Origin of the sequence: Ligaoa zhengdingensis (assembly GCF_014384885.1) — a bacterium.
Classification (GTDB): domain Bacteria; phylum Bacillota; class Clostridia; order Oscillospirales; family Ruminococcaceae; genus Ligaoa; species Ligaoa zhengdingensis.
Genome location: NZ_JACRST010000014.1, coordinates 1 through 18500, shown reverse-complemented (window position 1 = coordinate 18500; position 18500 = coordinate 1). Strand labels below are relative to the sequence as shown.

Genomic DNA, 18500 nt, shown 5'->3' with positions numbered 1-18500 from the left:
CTAAAGTGTTTCCTTTGTTTGGCGTTGCTTTGTGGCGTTTTCACACCACAACCCACAGAACCAAAGAGAAAGGCGCGGGTATTGCAGAAGCAATACCCGCGCCTTTTTGTCTATGACTGGTTATTTTTCGCTCTTTTTATAGTTCCGGTACCGCTTGAAGCCCGCGACGCCCAGAATCAGGAAGAGCAGGATCAAGATGCTCGCAACAAGGAGCGGATTGCTTTTCAGCGTTTGGACGATGATCTCGAACACTTTTTGTTCCTTTTCTCCAGGATCCGCGTCCTCATCTGTCCCACTCGCCGCTGAGCCACCCATCGCTGCCGCCTCATCCTCCTGCGGCGCAAATGCTTCCACCGCTTCTTCGACGGGCTCTGCTTCCTCCGCTGCGGCGGGTGCGGTCTCTGCGCCCTCTGCGACTGCATCATTCGTTCCTTCTGGCAGACCACCGGCCTGTTCCGCGTCACCAGAGCCGTTTCCTGCCCCGGTGTAGCTTCCTGTTCCAGTGCTGGCACCGTTTCCGCCGTGGCCGTCATTTCCCCCGCCGCCCCCGGTTTCTTTCTCTTCAAACGATGCGGTAACGACCGCATTTTCCGTCCGCATCGTCATGCTATCCGAAATGGTCTGGGTTTCTCCACCGGCGTAGATGACGAATAATCCCTTCAGACGGAAATCTTTATCAGCCTCCGCCGTGACAGAGACCCGCGTGCCAGCCGGGGCATAAACCACAGAGCTGTTATTGACCCGTAACGTACCATTTTCCGGTTCGCCGGCCGAAACCCGATAATAGGAAGGTGCTCCATAAACGGGATAGGCCGAACCCTGGGTCCAGACGTTCTGGTGCGCGCCCTCGCCGCCGTCAATGCCCCATGCGGCCTCGCCCGAAACGAATGCCGCCGCGTTGGCCGGTGTCCCAGATGCCCCCGAGGCTGCGGAATTGGCGAGATAGTAGCTGTTGGTGACCGTCCCGCCCGCACCGGTAATGCTCAGTGCTTGGGTGGGAACGTAGGAGAAGCTGCCGGTGACCGTGCCGAGATAGCCGCTGATCCCGCCGACACAGCTGCTGCCGGTGATTTCACCGAGATTATAGCAGTTGGTGATGACCGCGCTAGCCCCATTACCGGTGATACCGCCGACATTTTTGCCCCCCGCGACTGTGCCGGTATTATAGCACCGAGTCGCGGAACCACCGGAAGTCACGCCGCCCACAGCAGTGCTTCCCTTGATGGCGCCGGAGTTGGAACAGTCTGTCGCAGCGCCGCTGGTGATACCCGCGGCCGAGCCGGCGGTGGCCGTCACGGCCCCGGTATTGGTGCAGCCGGTGGCAGCGCCGCTTTGGGTGATGCCGTAAGCCGAACTGGTACCTGTAACAACGCCGCTATTGGTGCAACCAGCGGCTTCCGTCCTTGTGGAAATGCCCGCTGCATTGGTTCCGGTGACCTCTCCAGTGTTGGTGCAGTCCTGAATGATCGTCACGCCGTCACCGATTCCAGCGCCTCCAATGATCCGTCCGCTGTTGGTGCACCGGATAATGATACCGCCAGAGCTTCCCCCAGTAAAGCCGCTGCCGCCATCGATGGTTCCACTATTGGTACAATCTTCAATCCGGCTGTCGGCGGTGCCGCCCTGCCCAATTAGCCCGCCGACGTAACCGCCCTGGCCGGTGATATTTCCACTGTTGTGAGAATCGGTGATGATGTGCTTATTGGCCCATCCAAAGAAGCCGCCAACACAGGCGCCAGGGCCGGTTACATCGCCGCTGTTGGTGCATCCAGTGGCGGTTGCACCTCCCCAGCCCACCAGGCCGCCGACATAACTGTAACCGCTCCAGCTTACCGCCTCGGCCGAGTAGCCCGAGCTGTAGATTTCCGCCTCGTTATGGCAATTGATCAGGGTTCCGATGATATTGTTGCCCGAGTTTCCGCCCACCAAGCCGCCGACAGCCTTATCGCCCGTAATGCTGCCGGTCACCGTGATGTTGCGCAGCGTCCCATTGCGAAGGAGGCCCGCCACGCCGGCCACGCCGCCGCGCCCGGTGATGTCGGCATGGATGGTCATATTTTCAATGGTGGCGCCGACCGCATAACCGAACAGGCCCTGATAATCCGCCTTTGCGTTGATAGTCAAGTCAATCTCGTGGTTTCCGCCGTCCAGATTTCCGGCAAAATAGCCCTTTCCGAATTTTCCGATGGGAGTCCAGTCGGTCAGTGTTAAATCTTTGGTCAGCAGGAAATAGCAGTCCTCATAGGTACGTTCCTCTTCGTTGACGCGCTCCGCAAGCTTGGCCAGAACATCCTCGCTGGAAATTTCGTAGGGGTCCGTGCGAGTGCCGCTGGAAAACGCATCCTCTTCCTTCCACTGGGCATAGAGGGTCATTTCCGTGCTCCCCATTTTATCCTGGTCAAAGTCCCAGCGCTTGCCGCCAACGGCCGCGGTGTACCACCCCAGGAACTGATAGGAGGTGATGACCGATCCTTCCAGCTTTTCGTCCTCCCAAGTCGGATTGTCCGGCCGGGTCAGAAGATCTTCATCGGTGACGTACTGATCCGCTGGAGCCCGGCTTCCAGCCGCGCCGCCACGGTTTGTGTCAAAACGCACCCGCAGTGCGTCCGTTGTCTTCCATTGTGCCGTCAGGGTGATGTTCCCAGTGACCGCAGTGTTGAAATCATACCGTTCGCCGTCCAGGGTCCAGCCGACGAAGTCCTCCCCGGCCTTTGTGGGTACGGAGGGTTCCGAAACTTTCTTCCCTCCATCTACCGTGGCCGGAGAAACCTCAGTTCCGCCATTACTGTCGAACGTTACGGTGAATTGGCTGCCCGCCGCGGGCTTGGACGCAAAGAGTGCGTTATAGATCATATCGAAAGCGTCCATAATAAACTCAAAAACGCCGCCCTCCTTAAGTCCGGTCTCGCTTTCGCTGTTTACCGTCTCGCCGGACGTGCCGGTGATCGACAGCAGCTTTAATATCTGTCCGGTAATGCGATCAACGGTGATTTGTACTCGGGAACCGGCTTGTACGTACTCTGGAACGCGCACCCAACCGCCCTCGGAAACGCTTCCGCTCATCAAACGGTAGACCGGCTTGAGTCCCTTGGTTTCATCGACAAAGACCGGGTAGTCCTTGCCTTGGCTCCAATGCCGTGTACGCAGGAGGCTTTTACCGTTGTCCAGCCGGTAGGCGATTTCGCCACTGGCAAACTGCTCGGCGGTAGCGGCGATGGCATAGCTGGCATCCGCCGGCCGGTTGTAGCCCATGCAGCCCTCCAAGTAGAAATTGTTGGCATTCTCTTTGAAGCTCTTACCGGTAATTGCGCCAACATAGTGCGGCGCGGCCGCTCGGATGTCGCCGTAGTTATGACAATACGTGACGGAAGAGTCCGAGTTTCCGCCGCCCATAATTCCACCGACGCCGTTGGATTCGAGGGATGTTGTCGTGCCCTCTATGGTTCCCGCATTATAACAATGGGTGACTTTTCCTTCGCCGTTGGTCATGCTGCCCACGATTCCGCCGACCTGTTGGCTCGCCTTGATCCACCCCTCGTTCATAGAAAGGCTGATAGTACCTCCCGCCGTCAAATAGGCAGCTATACCCGCCGCCGTGTTACCGGACGCCGTGATGTTCCCGATGTTCACACAGCCGATGATTTCTTTTTTATCCCCGGATATGCTGCCCGCGATACCAGCGATGTTAGAAGATCCCGTCACCGTGCCGTTGTTCTGACAGCCGGAGAGCGCGACGCCGTCTCCACTGGCGGAGCCCACGATGCCTGCGACATTGGAGGAGCCCGTCACCGTGCCGCTGTTCTGACAGTCGGAGATCGCGGCGCCGTTTCCACTGGTGGAACCCACGATGCCTGCAGCGTTAGAAGCACCCGAGATTTCGGCGTAGTTGGCACAGTTCTTCAGCGTCGTCGGCTTATCCGCCGATGATGCGATGGAGCCGACGATACCCCCGCCCTGGTTACCGCATACCAGCTTGGATACCAAGGCGCCCGTCGAGTCGCCGAAGACGCAGTTTTCAAAACTGCTCCCCTCTGCCGCGTATCCCGCAATGCCGCCAGTGTACTGCTTCGGATTCGTCACCATGCCGGTCACAGTCACGTTGCGGATGGTCGCACCCGACACATAGCCCAATAGCCCCAAATAATTGGTGGTTGATTCCGCGGTTGTACTTCCGGCCACGTTTAATCCTCTGATCCGGAAATCCTTGCCGTCGAAGGTCCCGGCGAAGGGTGCAGTTTTGCTGCCGATCGCGGTCCAAGCGGCGGATGCAAGATCAATGTCTCCCCCGAGCTGAATCGTTTTTTCCTCAAAGTTCACCGCAGGGGCAGCGGTCCCATCCGCTTCCGGCATATGTAGGTCGTCCTTGGTCGCGGTTCCGTTGACAAGCCGGGCCAATCCAAACAGCTGGGCCGCCGTTGTAATGGTGTAGGGATCCGGCATTAGGGTGCCATCGTCCTTGACATACCAACTATAGTCAGGAACTATGCCCTCCGTTCCAAAACGGCAGGAAAGCGTCGGTTTACTCGCTGTTGGAACGATGGTATAAGTCGTTACCTGGCCTGCTACCTCCAAGGTGTTTTGTTCCGGCATGAGCACATGCGTGCCGTCGGCCGGCGTGGTCACCACAAGCCGGATCTCGTTCCCCTGCCACAGGTAGACCCACTGCCGTGCGCCCTGGGTGGTCGCGGCGCCAACACCATCCGTTTCCATGGTAAGATACTTCCCAGCGTCCGCTTCCAACACTGCTGACGCACCCGGAAGCACCGCATCCAGCGTAACCTGATAGCGGATCACAGATTTATCGCTGTCGCTGATAGCCAGTCTCGGTCCGCTAGCAGTGTCATCCTGCGTCCAATTATTGGTACGGATGGCGTCTCCGCCATCCAGAAGCCATGCAACCTCGCCGCTCAGGCAGACCTCCGGGGTCTTGGCCTCGCCCTTCGCACCTGGAACTTCCGTTGCCGCGCAGTAATACGAGTCGCTGACCATTCCCTCATCGTCGCCCAACAACGTCATCGGCACGGTGGAGTAGCTGAACGAGACGAGAGGGCCGTCGCCCAAGATCGCGCCCACCACGCTGGAACCGGTCACAGACGCCTCGTTCCAGCTGGACTTGACCAGTCTGGACGCTGATCCGGCAATGCCGCCCACGTTCTGTACGCCCGAAACCGCGCCGGAATTCCAGCCGCGTGAAACGGCCGCGTTTGCGTTGGCGTCCGCATATGTGGAGAGGCCGACGATGCCGCCCACATTCTGTTTTCCTGCCACCACGCCCGTATTGTGAACCACACATTGGCGCCCGTTTCCAATCTGTCCTCCGGTTTGTCCCACGATGCCGCCGACACAATCAGCGGAGCCCGTCACCGAACCGGTGTTTTCCACTATTGACTTCTGGCCCGCACCCAGGGACGTGCCACCATAGCCCTGATACCAGGCATTGCCCATAATGCCGCCGACGCTTCCCGCGCCCCGGATGGAGGCCGTATTGCGCAGTACACTGCCGCTTCCCGCACCCGCGCCGCCGGAGGAATAGCCCGCGATGCCGCCGACATAGTCGCCCAGCGCCGTCACCGAGGCATGGTTTACAAGTTCACTCGCATTGCTGGAAGCAAGGGACCCCGTGACATATCCCACGATACCGCCCACATAGCTACGGCCCGATACGCTGCTGGTGCCCGCCTCTTCGCCAAAGGTGCAGTTGTCGAGCGGAGCGGTTGTGCGGCCCACGATACCGCCGACATAATCCGCGCCCGTCACCGAACCTGTCACGTCGAGGTCGCTGATCTTTCCGGTGGAATAACCGAACAAGCCTTGGTAGTCTTCCTTACTGCCGACCAGTAGTCCGCTGATTCTCTTTCCGCCACCCTGAAAGATGCCTGCGAAGGGATGCTCTTCGTCGCCAATGGGGATCCATGCGGTACCACCCAAGTCGATGTCCGCCCCCAGAGTGATGGTTATACCAGAAAAATTGACGGCGCCGTGGGCGTTGCCGGCCTTATCCACCGCCGTTCCGTTGACCAATTTGGCAAGGCCCTTGAGCTGGTTTTCCGAAAAGATGGCGTAAGCGGTCAACCCGGGATTGTCCAGATACCAGGCCGTCCCATCGTTCAAATCGCTCCCTAGTCCGAATACGACGTCAATGTCCTTATTAACCGTTACTTCATAGCTGGCCCCCTCCGGTGTGACCACCGAATCCAGCACCAAGAACAGGCCTTGAGTGTCCTGTAGCTCTAACACAACCTTGCTGCCCTTCTCCACATAAATGGAATCGCCCTCCGGCGGCACCGTATTGGAGGCGGCAAACGCCACCAGGCCACGGTCCGTTCCCTCGGTGTAGGGGAGCAGACGAACGCGATAGAGCGCCGTTCCATCCTTGCCAAGCAGAGGATAGCCCTCGTCACCCGCGACCCAGTAATTGCGGTGCGCAGTTTCATCCAGATTCAGCGCATACAGAGTGCTGTTCTTGTTAAATTCCCCGGCAGCCTTTGCCTCGCCAAAGGCATTCTCGATAGACGCATCTGCCAAGTAAAAGCTGTTTCGAACTTCTCCTGTGCTGGCCGATCCGCAGACATCCAGCGCACCAGAATGATAGGAATAGCTGTTTTTGATCGTGCCCGCGTTGAAACCTGCGAGCCCTCCGAGCGTGTTATCCTCGCCCTCCGGCTTCACCATAGTGCGGCAATAGGCAATCGTTCCGGCGTTGTACCCCGCGATGCCGCCCACCTGGGACGTACCGGTCACGGCGGCTTCGCTGACGCCGCGATAGACATTGCTCTGCGTATAGCCAACAATACCGCCCGTGCTTTGTCCGCCGGAAACCGCGCCATGATTCTCTAAGGTACCGCCGGACTGATTTCCGATACTGCCGGACGAAGAACCCGCGATACCGCCCACGCGCATCCCCGTCGCAGTCACGGTCCCATTATTTTGCACAATCGAAGAGGAGCCGCCAACCGTCGAGGTGCTTTCGCCCACTAGGCCGCCCACGTAGGAGGTTCCTTCAACATCCGCATCGTTGACGGCCATCGAGGAACCGCTGGTCGCCAGCGATCCGGTGGTCCGTCCTACAATACCGCCAACATAGGTCCTGCCGGATACCTTACCCAGATTTTTCACCGCCGCCTTACTCGAGGTGGCGATGCCGGTGGTCATGGCTCCCACGATTCCGCCAACGTAATCCCTGCCGGTGACGGCCGCGTGGCTGACGGCGGTGGAGTCGCTCTGAGCTGCAATCGAACCTGTGCTGTGTCCAACCAGCCCGCCCACATAATCGTGACCCGACACAGAGCCAGGCTCTGCCTCGCTGCCGAATGTGCTGTTGTATAGTGATCCTTTTTCCATATAACCTACAATGCCGCCGACATAATCGCCGCCGTTCGCACCTCCCGAGACCCTTCCCGTCACGGTGAGATCGTAGATTTTGGCACCAGAAGTGTATCCAAACAGGCCTGCATACCCATCTTCCGAGGCGACGGTCAGACCGCTGATCGTCTTGTGGTTGGCGTTGAACGTCCCTGAGAAGGGAGCGTCCTCAGTGCCTATCGGTGTCCACTGGATACCGGTGAGATCCATGTCATCCCCGAGGATAATCGTTTTATTCGACATACTCTCGCCGCTGTTGACCAATATCGGGAGCCCTTGCAGCTGCGAGAGGCGGACCAGGGTAAACTCGGCCCCAAGGTCGCTGTACCAAGCGGTGGAGGGCTTGGTCAGGTCCTCCTCGACATAGTAAACGATATCCACATTGCCGCTCACCGTGATGCTGTAAACTCCGGTCACGGGATCCTTTTCCACCGCGTCCGCGGGTTCAAAGACGACCGCCTCGCTGACGCCTGCCAGCTCCAGCTTGATGCCGGCGGACGGGACATAAACCTGCTGCCCTCCGTCATAGGGAAGAATCTTGATATTTTCGTCCACATTGGTAAAGGTCACGGGTGCGGAGGTCTCCGGTGTATACGGAATCAGCCGCACCCGGTATGTCTGCGAAGGGGTCGCGCCCGAGGCGAGCTGCGGATAACGCGCCCCCTGCTCCCAGATGCCGCTGAACTTCGCGCCGCCGTTCAGCCGCCAGATCGCCTCTCCATAGCGAAAAGCGTCCGCATCAGTGGCGCTTCCTCGCGCACCCTCCAACTCAGAATCTGAAAGGTACATCGCCTCGGTCAGTGCGCCGGTATGTGTGGAAGGCGCAACGCCCATCCGTGTACTTTCACAATAATAGAAGCTGTACTGGATCTTCGGGTTGGCGTCACCCCCCACCAGGCCGCCGGCCAGCGGGGCTTCTCCGGTCGTCGATACCTCCGCGATGCTGTAGCAGTTTTTAATGGTCGCAGAATCTTCAGAGCCACCGATCAGGCCACCGACACTGCTTTCTCCGGAGACAATTCCCTGCGAGAAGGAGCTCTGGGCCCCATTCCTGCCGTAGCCGGCCAGGCCCCCCACCAACTGGCGTCCACGAACCTCGATATCTCCGCCACAGGAATCTATAATTCCTGTACATTGTCCAAAGAGACCACCTACGGAGTCATGTCCCGACACCTTCGATTCCGCATAGCAGTTCTTTGCGTTACCGTACGCATAATAGAATCCCGCAATCGCTCCTACATAGTCCTTACCAGTCACAGTGCCTGAGACTGATAGGTTCTGAATCCAACCATTGCTGTGTACATATCCAAAAAGGCCCTGGAAATCCTCTTCGGGCCGGTTGATATAAAGCTCGGTAACGGAATGCCCGTCTCCGTCGAAATACCCGCCAAATCCCTTGGCAGGATCCCATGGTTCCCAATCGCCACCCCGAAAAGCGCTGGTTCCGATGGGGTTCCAGCTCTTTTCTTCAACGCCTGGTCCCGCCGGATGGCAAACGCCGGAAAGGTCCAGGTCTGAAGTCAACTTAAAGTACTTGTATTCGAAAGTCGTTCCCGCCGCAACCAATGCGGAAAGATTTTCTAGTTGTTCCACAGTCTTGATCTCATAAGGGGTCGCCCGACTGCCGTTTCCGGCTTCAAATGCATTCTCAAGTTCCACCAATGCATAGGTCGAAAAGTGCGGAGCCTGGAATACAACTGCATCTGCTTGCGCCGTGATCTCCATAGTTTCGGCCGATTCCACTTGGGCGTCCACATGGAACACCTCCAGCGTCTCCGGATCCTCCGCCTCGATCTCACGGAATGTCACAGTAACAGAGCCCTTGGCGTTGTCCGGCTGGACCTCCAATGCCTTCCCCGATTGAGAGCCACAATTGCAGTTCTCCCCGCTCAGCGACGCACAATCCGTGCTATGGGCCTTTTCCCCATAACTCCAGAAGCTGATGTCATAGGAATTAATCCTGCGAATGACTCTTCCGCCGTCCAGTTGACTCTCAATGGCCTCTCGGATTTGTGCGGTCTCGCCCTCGTCCACAATGGCCCGGACCTCCATGCAAACGCCAGCTGGCAGCACGCCTGTATCCGCTTTCACTTCTACGATGACGCCCTCAACTGTCGCAGAGGCTTCAAACGGCCCCACATACAGCGGGCAATCCTCCGTGTGGGATTCGCCCTCCGACACCTCGCAGGTGCATTCCGGCGTCGGCTGGTTCCCCGGATCGTCCGGACGATCCTCTTCTTTGGAATCGGAACCACCTTCTATTGCGGGTGGAGCTTCTGGCCGATTCTCTGCTTTGCTGTCCGTTACCAGTTCTTCATTGTTTTCCTGATGAGTTTCACTTTCGATCCGGGGGGAAATAGCCCAACCCGCATTCATCCCTGTGTCGTTCGCATAAACTAAGACCGAAAACTGGGAAAATGCCAGCACGATGCTTAGTACCAAGGACACAATGCGGTTTAATCTCCGCATTTTAAAACTTGATTTCATCAAATTCTACCCCTTTCACTGATCCTCAATCAATGTTTTTCTTCTGCTGAATGTATGGATACCGCCATGTGCGAAACGATCGGCCACACCTCCCATAAGAGAGACTTTGAGCGCATGGCGCTCAAAGTCGGAATCTCCTTTTTTCATACTTGTTCAGAGGCAAATTTGCGGTCAGAACGGTGGGACAGCCGATTGTATTTAAAAAATCAAAACGGCCGCGGAAACCAAAGTTTCCACGGCCGTCCGTTTTCACAGCTATACGTCAGCTCTTTCCGCGATCTGCCCTGCAAAACAAAATGCGACGATCAGAAAATTCTGACCGTCGCACGTATTCGCAACAACAAAAGGCGAAAAACGCCCCCTCACAAACTGTTCTCCACGTAGTTTGCTTCCAGTGAAATACCAAGCAGGTCTTCTGGCTCACGCATCCTCACGCAGCTTCGTCTTCCCAAGCGATTGCTCAGTGACATAATAAAAGCTGCACTCCACGTTTACAGCGGCGGGTCCGTTTGGGATTCTCACCCAATTCCCTATTATCTCTGCGCCTGTGGGCAGAGCACTTGATATAGTTCTATTCAGTTGTTAAGGAAGATTATACTACATCCAATCGCGAATGTCAACGAATCTCGTTGTAAAAGCAAGAACTATAGCCTGTGTCATATAAATGCGAGGATGGCGGAATGGCGGACGCACTAAAGTCTGCTTTAAAATTATCAAAGTGACCAAACGAAGATGCAAGAGAGAGCAGCAGCAAAGAAACGTGCTTTCTTTTCATATCTGGTGCAATACGCGTGAAGGTCTTGAGCCTCAGGAAAAAACATTCCACAAGATATCGTTCTTTATCAAACCACCAGCCACAACGCCACGGGATCGGTGTCTTGAAGCTGAATATAGTTCAACATCTCATTGGTCCCGTTAAATAGTAACTTTACCGCATCAGTGCAGGGCGGCTAGGAAAAATCCTGGCTGCCCTGTTGCGCTTTTATGGGTTATAAAACCTGCTTTAAGGCTGCGCCGCGGAGAGCACACAGCCTATTGCCGTGCCTTTTTACAGCAAAATCAGACCTCTTCACATTGAACAAAAAACTCCAAAAGCTGAGGCGTCAAATATTTATCCCGGTGATAGACCAGGCTGAAATCCCTCTGCAAGCAATGGTTTTCAAAAGCCACCCCGCACACCCTGCCCTGGTCCATTTTCTCCTGCGCCAAGCGGCGGCTGATAACTGTGAGTCCGAGGCCATTTTCCACCGCCTGCAAAATCGCGGCAGGGCTGCTGCATACCCATTGCTGCCGGATGGCGATGTTATGGCTGCGCAGGGTTTCTTCAAAAAGGGATCGGGTCCCGCTGCCGGCTTCCCGCAGGATAAAGGGCTGCTGGTCCAGCATGTGCAGCGAAATTTCCCGCTTTTGAGCAAACGGATGTCCCGGTGGGCACAGCAAAATCAGCTCATCTTGAATCACCGGTTTTACCAGCAGGTCCGGGCTGTGGACACAGCCCTCCACCAGCGCCGCGTCCAATTCACTTTTCAGCAGCAGGGTTTCTATTTCTGCGGAATTATCGATGCGCACAAAGGGGGCGGCAGGGCTGTTGAGACGCTTGATAATGCCGCTTAAAATGGTGGCTCCCACGGTCACAGTGGCGCCCAGGCGCAGGGGCGTATTTTGGGCGTTCTCCCGCATCTCCAGCTCCATCTGCCGCTCCATTTCCAGCAGGCGGCGGGCATGGATGCTCAGCCTGCGCCCCGCTTCGGTGAGGTATAAGCGGCGACCCAGACGGTCAAACAATTTTGTGTTGTAGTGCCGCTCCAACTCTGCGATAGCCCCGCTGATGGAAGGCTGGGCAATATAAAGTTTTTTGGCGGCTGCGCTCATAGTTCCTTCATCCACCACCGCCAGAAAGATATACAGCAGGCGTTGCGTCATTCTGTTTTCCCCTTCCATCTATAGCTATTTACCTATTAAAACAACGCGATATTGATATTATACAAAATAACTGGCTGGGTGTACAATAGGAAATGTGTGAAAAAGAGAAAGGATGGTAAAAATGTCGTTGAAACCAGCACAAATTGCCGAAGTAAAAGCGATGGGCTTTTTACTTAACAGGGGGACGGAAGAATTTTCCGGCCGCATTGTGCCCGCCGGCTGCGTGTTCAGCGCGGCGGATTTGCAGGTGATTTCAGAAATAGCCGATCGATTTGGCAGCGGCAAAGTGGCCTTTACCACCAGGCTCACCGCAGAAATTGTGGGGATCCCCTACGAAAACATAGAAGGCGCGGTGGCCTACGCGGCGGAACGCGGGCTGCAATTTGGGGGAACCGGCGCCAAGATCAGGCCAGTCACCGCCTGTAAGGGCACGACCTGTGTCTATGGAAATTTTGACACCCAGGCTATGGCCAGGGAAATTCATCAACGCTATTACGAAGGGTGGCGGGACGTGAAGCTGCCCCATAAATTTAAAATCGCTGTGGGCGGCTGCCCCAACAGCTGCATGAAGCCCAGCTTGAACGACTTTGGCGTTGAAGGGCACCGTGCGCCGCATTACAGCGATGAAAAATGCCGGGGCTGCAAGGTTTGCCAAATAGAAAAATGCTGCCCGGTAAAGGCCGCCTCGTTAAAAGGCGGAAAGCTGGTGATAGACGATACCTGCAAAACCTGCGGGGTGTGCACCGGCAAATGCCCCTTTGGTGCGGTGGAGCGCCACGACCACGTGCTGTATCAAATTTTTGTAGGCGGTACCTGGGGCAAGCACACCCGCATGGGCACCGCCCTTTCCCGCATGGTGGAGGAGGACGAAATCTTCCCACTGTTGGAAAAGACCATGCTTTGGTTCAAAGAAAACGCCTGCCAAAAGGAGCGCTTGGGAGCCGCCATTGACCGGATTGGGGTTGAGAAACTGGAGCAGGAACTGTTCTCCGACACACTTTTACAGAGAAAAGACGAAATTCTGGCTGCACCCGTGAAGCAGCGGTCTTAAAATAAAGCAGCGAGCAAAACTGCCTCTCCATTTTGTGAAGAGGCGGTTTTTTTATATCTCGCCCCAGGGCAAGATATAAAAAGCGGCCATGTGAGGCGTTAGGCGCCCCACGACCTTAGAATCGAAAGCGCCAGGGCACGAAGTGCCCGGATGCGCGTAGAAAATAGTGGCCTCGCTACTTCTATATCATTCGCTTGAGCTCCTCTAGATCGTAAACCGGGGCGGCGCAGGCACCGTTTTTGCAGAGATAAAAAGCATTCCCCGATTTCGGCACGGAATAGTGCTCCGTGAACGGTACAGCCTGTGTCAGCAAATCCGCGTTTTCTCGAGACTTGAGCAGGGTGTGCAGCCGGTTCTGTTCGCTGAGCTTACACAGTCCATCCGGCACGCCGTTCGCCGTGACACAGACCATCTCCCGCGAGGGATAGAGCATTTCGCAAATTGACAGCAGCGCGAAGCTGAAACCCGCCGGATACTCCTGCGCGCTGCCAGCCAAAAACGATAGCTGACGGCCTGCAAGCTCTGACCATTTTTCCTCTCCGGTCAGTTTCCACAGCCGGACCAGCACCAACCCGGCGACCGAATTCCCGGAGGGCATCGCGCCGTCATACGTCTCTTTCGGCCGGGCGATGAGCTGTTCCGCATCGTTGGCGGTGAGATAAAAGCCGCCGCGCTGTTCATCCCAAAAGTGTTCCCTCATCTGTTCCGCAAGCGACACCGCCTCCATCAGGCAGGAGGCATCAAAATTTGCAGCGTAGAGCTCCAACAGTGCCCAGGCGTAAAACGCATAATCGTCCAACTGCCCGGCATGTGCGGCCTCCCCTTCCCGCCAGCGCAGCCGGAGCCGCCCATCCGGAAGGGCGATATTCTCACGGATAAAATCCCGTGCACGGCATGCAGCATCCAGATACTTCGTTTCCCCCAGCACCCGGTACGCCTTTGCCAGGGCTGCTATCATCAGGGCGTTCCAGGCGGTCAACACCTTGTCGTCCCGGTGTAGCTTGGTGCGGTTCAGGCGGTACTCGTACAGCTTTTGGCGTACCTGGGCGAGCTCGGGCGGTTCCCGATCATAATCGGGGTTCATCAGCAGGTTCGGGATGCACTTTCCCTCAAAGTTGCCCTGCTGGGTGATTCCGTACCACTTGCAAAACAAGTTACTCTCCCCTGCAGAAAGTACCCGCTCCACCTCGCCCGGTGTAAACAGGTAATATCCGCCCTCCTCACCGTCGCTGTCGGCATCCTGGCCGCAGTAGAACTCCCCCGATGGGCCGGTGAGCTCCCGCAGGACATAATCCAGCGTGCGTTCGACCACAACCCGGTAGAACTGTCGCTCCGTCCGCTGAAACGCCTCTAGGTAGGTGTAGGCAAGCAGCGCATTGTCGTAGAGCATCTTTTCAAAGTGGGGCGCCAGCCACCGCTTGTCCGTGGAGTAACGCGAAAATCCACCGCCGATCTGGTCGAACAGCCCTCCCCTCGCCATCTGAACGAGGGTTGTTTCCGCCATGTGGAGGGAATCTGGGGCGCCTTCCAGCCCTGCATACTCCATAAGAAACAAAAGGTTGTGGGGCGTTGGAAATTTGGGCGCCGCCCCAAAACCTCCGTCTTTGCCGTCGAAGCTGCGGCGGAACAGCTTCACAGCCTCGTGCAGCAATTCCTTGTCCGGCTCCGATGCCCGCGTGTTTTCGGGGCGGGCGATGTGGGCCGCAATCTCGTCCCCGGCCTGCAAGAGCTGTTCCCGGCCGGTATTCCAGAGGGCTTCCACCCGCTCCAAAAGCTCCATCAGGCCCGTCTGGCCGTAGCGGCTGCGCTTGGGCAGATAGGTACCCGCCCAAAACGGTTTTTGATCCGGGGTCATCAGAATGGTGAGCGGCCATCCGCCGGACCCGGTCAGCGCCTGGCATACCGCCATATAAACAGCGTCCACATCCGGCCGCTCCTCCCGGTCCACCTTGATTGCAAGAAACGCCCGGTTGAGGAGCGCCGCGGCCTCTTCATCTTCAAAGGATTCCCGCTCCATCACATGGCACCAATGGCAGGTGGAATAGCCGACGGAGAGAAAGATCGGCTTATCCTCCCGGCGGGCGGCCTGGAACGCCTCGTCGCCCCAGGGATACCAATGCACCGGGTTGTGGGCATGTTGGAGCAGATAGGGCGACTTTTCATGGATCAGCAGATTTTCACTCATGTTCCAACCCCTTCTGTGCGGGATTGTCGATGAGATTCCCGCGGTAATCGAACCGGGAACCGTGGCAGGGGCAGTCCCAGCTTTTTTCGTCCGGGTTCCACTCCAACTGACAGCCCAGGTGCGGGCAGCGGATTGAAACGATGAACACTTCGCCGCTGTTGTCCTTGTAGACGCCTACCTTATCGCCGTCGTATTCCACCACTCCGCCGTGCCCGTTGGGGAGCGCCTCGATGTCCGCCCGGGGCGGCGTGAAGAGCTTGCGCGCCAACCCCTTGGTGGCCTGGGCGGTCTCCTGCATCAGCGCCTTCGCCGAAGCGGTAGGCTCGAAGCGCTGGGGGGTGAACGCCGCTTCCCACGGGCTTTCACCCTTTACGATCAAATCGGTCAAAAGCAGGGCGGAAACCATCGACGAGGTCATCCCCCATTTTTGGAATCCAGTCGCCACATACCAATTCGGCGTGGAGGACGAAAACCGCCCGATATAGGGCACGCCGTCCAGCGTCATGCAGTCCTGAGCGCTCCAAGCGGCCGCTTCCCTGCTTTCCGGCCAATACCGCCTTGCGGTCTCCCGCAATTTGCGATACTGTCCACCCGCTGAGTTTTCCCCAGTGCGGTGATTGCCGCCGCCGAGCAACAGCAGATCTCCCTGCGGGCGGAGAGAGAGGCCGTCCTCATCAATCCCCAGGTACATCCCCGCAAGCTGTGCGGCGTTTTCCAGCGCCAGCACATAACTGCGCTCCTGATGCATCCGCATAAAGTAATAACCGGGGACGTTCAGGAACGGATAATGGGTCGCAAAGATAATGTGCCGCGCCGTCACTGTGCCGCGATCGGTCTGCAACCTGTTCCCTTCCACCGATTGCACCGCGGTTTGTTCGTAGATCTCCAGCGGCTCCGCCACGGTTCGCAGGAATTTCATCGGATGAAACCGCGCCTGCCTGTCGAACCGCAGGGCGGCGGCTACGGGAAACGGGAGCTCCGCGCCGTCGCAGAGGGCGGCGTCGATCCCGAGCAGCCTTGCCGCTTTGAACTCCTGCTCCAACGACTCCCGCTCAGCGGTGGAATAAAGGTAGGCGGGCGCTTCGGCAAAGTCGCATTCCATCCGCCGCTCAGCGATAAGGGTTCGGTATTCCTCTATGGCGCGCTGGTTGGCTTCGGCATACTGCCTCGCCCGCTCTTCCCCGATCTGTTCGAGCAGGCGGTGATAGATCAACCCGTGTTGGGAGGTGATTTTGGCCGTGGTGTTTTTGGTCTGCCCGCTGCCCACGCGGGACGCCTCCAGAACCACCACGCGCAGGCCCGTCTCCTTCAAAAAATGCGCCGTGAGCACGCCTGCCAGACCTCCGCCGATCACGGCGGCATCAGCGGTTAAGTCGCCCGGAAGCGGTGGACGCTCCGGGAACTGGACCGTTTTGCTCCAAATGGATTCGTTCACAGCCGCATCGCCCCTTTCATACGGCCACTGAGCTTCTGTACCGCTCGGATGTCTTGACAATCAAGCGCTCTCATATCAATTCTCCATTCCGCCGCTTCACGCCGGCACAAAATATTGTTGGAAAGCAGGCCCTTATCGCGCGAAGGAAAGGGACGATAAGAGCATCTTTGTTCATTGGCGAGGGGACGCGCGCAGTGCGCGTGTCGCCCCATCCGCCGGAGGCATCTTTTGGAGGAAACCTTCAAACGGCCGCGCTCCCGATACCAATACTGTTAGCGTTGGTAAAAGGGCGAAAAATATTCCACCGCATCGATACAAAAAGTTCCTGAAACCAGTGGTTCCAGGAACTTTTCAGTGGATGCAGCGGACGTTTGGCCGCATCACCCTTCTGCTCACTGTTCAGCCGTCCGGTTCTTCCCCAACAGCCTGAGAAATGTGGCGTTCAGCACCTCCAGGTCGATAGGTTTGGCGACATGCGCATCCATCCCGGCATCGATCGACGCCTGGATATCCTCAGCAAAGGCATTGGCTGTCATCGCAATGATCGGAACGATCCCCGCATCAGCCCTCTTCATCCCTCGGATGGCCCGTGCAGCTTCATAACCATTCATCACCGGCATCTGAATGTCCAGCAGAATCGCGTCAAAGGCGCCCGGCGCCGCTTCCTGGAACGCTCGCACCGTCTGTGCGCCGTCTGTCTTTACAACCGCCTTCGCACCGTACATCTGAAGCAGCTCACACAGGATCTCCGAATTGATCGCGTTATCCTCGGCCACCAAGAAGCAGCGGCCGGCGAATATCTCTGTATGCTCAGATGCGGGGGGGCGAGCTTCACCGGCATCCGTGCGCGCGTCCAGTTCAGCCCCCAGGTATTCACATTCCAATTCGACCCGGAACGTGGTGCCCTGATACGCCCGGCTCTCCACGGAAATTTCGCCCTTCATCAGGTCGACCAAGCCCTTGGTGATGCTGAGGCCGAGGCCCGTACCCTCGACATATCGCGCGTTCCTGCTGCGCGCAAACGGCTCAAAAATGTGTGTAAGCAGTTCCTCCGACATTCCAATTCCAGTATCGCTGATCGTAAACCGATAACGCGCGCATAACGGGTCATCGGCCGGGTCTAACTCCTCCACCAAGCAGTGCACCGCGCCGCCCTCGGGCGTGAATTTGATCGCATTGCTCAGCAGATTGATCAAAATTTGGCTGATACGCAGAGAATCGCCGTAAAAATAGTTGTGCCGAACCCCCTTCGCCTCGATTTCAAACCGCAAACTGGCCTCACGGGCCTGCGGCGCCATCATCGCGGACATCTGTTCGATCAGGTCTGGAAGGAATATTTTCATCCGGTTCAAGGTGATTTTAGAGCGTTCAATCTTGCTCATATCCAGGATATCATTGATGAGGCTCATCAGATGCTTGGACGAGACGGAAATCTTCCGCAGACAGTCGGACACCCGCTCCCGATCGTCCAAATGGGCGGTCGCCAGCGCCGTCATCCCCATGATGGCATTCATCGGGGTGCGGATGTCGTGGCTCATGGCGGAAAGGAAGTCGCTCTTCGCCCGGTTTGCTTCCTCCGCAACGGTTAGCGCCCCCTCCAACGCCTTTTTGGTTTGGCGCTCTGCGGTCAACATGTCGGTCACATCCGCCTGGACCAGGCAGACCATCCTGTGGTTTTCACCTCCCCACAGCACATTGACCTGCTTATACCGTATCCCATCCTCTTTCCGAATTGAAAACACGAAGTCATAACCGGCCGGTTTCTCCTCCAGCAGCCGGATCATGGTTTCCAGCTGAAACTGTTTTATGACCTCCTCCTTCGCGCCGCCCAGGTTATTGGTCTCCGCAAGGCGCTCCACCATAAGGTCGTAGTTCTCCACCGAATAGGGGGACAAGTTTTTCAGCACCATTTCGCGGGTATAGGTGGTGAGGTTCCTGTTGCAACGGTGTACAAAGGGAACATAATAAAAAACTTAATAATGGACTGCCAATCTTACACAAAGTACCGCCCAAACGAGACTACGGGCGGTATTTTTGTATCATGGCGGAGAAAGGAG

The 18500-nt window shown here is 57.1% G+C and carries 6 protein-coding genes and 1 riboswitch; of the genes, 1 reads left to right on the top strand and 5 read right to left on the bottom strand.

What is annotated here, in order from left to right; all coding sequences use genetic code 11:
- Positions 1-120: 120 nt before the first annotated feature.
- Both H8711_RS09265 and H8711_RS09260 read right to left on the bottom strand, forming a co-directional pair.
- A complete protein-coding gene (locus H8711_RS09265; protein WP_249283191.1) occupies positions 121-9810 on the bottom strand; it encodes an InlB B-repeat-containing protein in 9690 nt (3229 codons plus the stop codon).
- Between the two features lie 427 nt (positions 9811-10237).
- A riboswitch (cobalamin riboswitch) is annotated at positions 10238-10428 on the bottom strand.
- A gap of 480 nt (positions 10429-10908) precedes the next feature.
- Positions 10909-11772, bottom strand: a complete 864-nt coding sequence (locus H8711_RS09260; protein ID WP_249283190.1) for a LysR family transcriptional regulator — start codon at positions 11770-11772, stop codon at positions 10909-10911.
- A gap of 121 nt (positions 11773-11893) precedes the next feature.
- Between H8711_RS09260 and H8711_RS09255 the strand changes: the two genes are divergently transcribed.
- Positions 11894-12823: a (4Fe-4S)-binding protein gene (locus H8711_RS09255; RefSeq protein ID WP_249283189.1), complete on the top strand. Its 930-nt coding sequence runs from the start codon at positions 11894-11896 to the stop codon at positions 12821-12823.
- Between the two features lie 181 nt (positions 12824-13004).
- Here H8711_RS09255 and H8711_RS09250 read toward each other — a convergent pair whose 3' ends face one another.
- From H8711_RS09250 to H8711_RS09240, 3 genes are all read right to left on the bottom strand, one after another.
- Positions 13005-15008: a thioredoxin domain-containing protein gene (locus H8711_RS09250; RefSeq protein WP_249283188.1), complete on the bottom strand. Its 2004-nt coding sequence runs from the start codon at positions 15006-15008 to the stop codon at positions 13005-13007.
- Positions 15001-16443 carry an FAD-dependent oxidoreductase gene (locus H8711_RS09245; RefSeq protein ID WP_249283187.1) on the bottom strand — a complete coding sequence of 481 codons (1443 nt, stop codon included), beginning with the start codon at positions 16441-16443 and terminating at the stop codon, positions 15001-15003. The genes H8711_RS09250 and H8711_RS09245 overlap by 8 nt, the downstream gene beginning before the upstream one ends.
- 392 nt (positions 16444-16835) lie before the next feature.
- Positions 16836-18338: a hybrid sensor histidine kinase/response regulator gene (locus H8711_RS09240; RefSeq protein WP_346728202.1), complete on the bottom strand. Its 1503-nt coding sequence runs from the start codon at positions 18336-18338 to the stop codon at positions 16836-16838.
- Positions 18339-18500 lie beyond the last annotated feature (162 nt).

What these genes read in the sequence shown, in the direction of transcription:
- H8711_RS09250 (WP_249283188.1), bottom strand. Translation starts at nt 15,008, where the DNA reads ATGAGTGAAAATCTGCTGATCCATGAAAAGTCGCCCTATCTGCTCCAA.
- H8711_RS09260 (WP_249283190.1), bottom strand. Translation starts at nt 11,772, where the DNA reads ATGACGCAACGCCTGCTGTATATCTTTCTGGCGGTGGTGGATGAAGGA.
- H8711_RS09255 (WP_249283189.1), top strand. Translation starts at nt 11,894, where the DNA reads ATGTCGTTGAAACCAGCACAAATTGCCGAAGTAAAAGCGATGGGCTTT.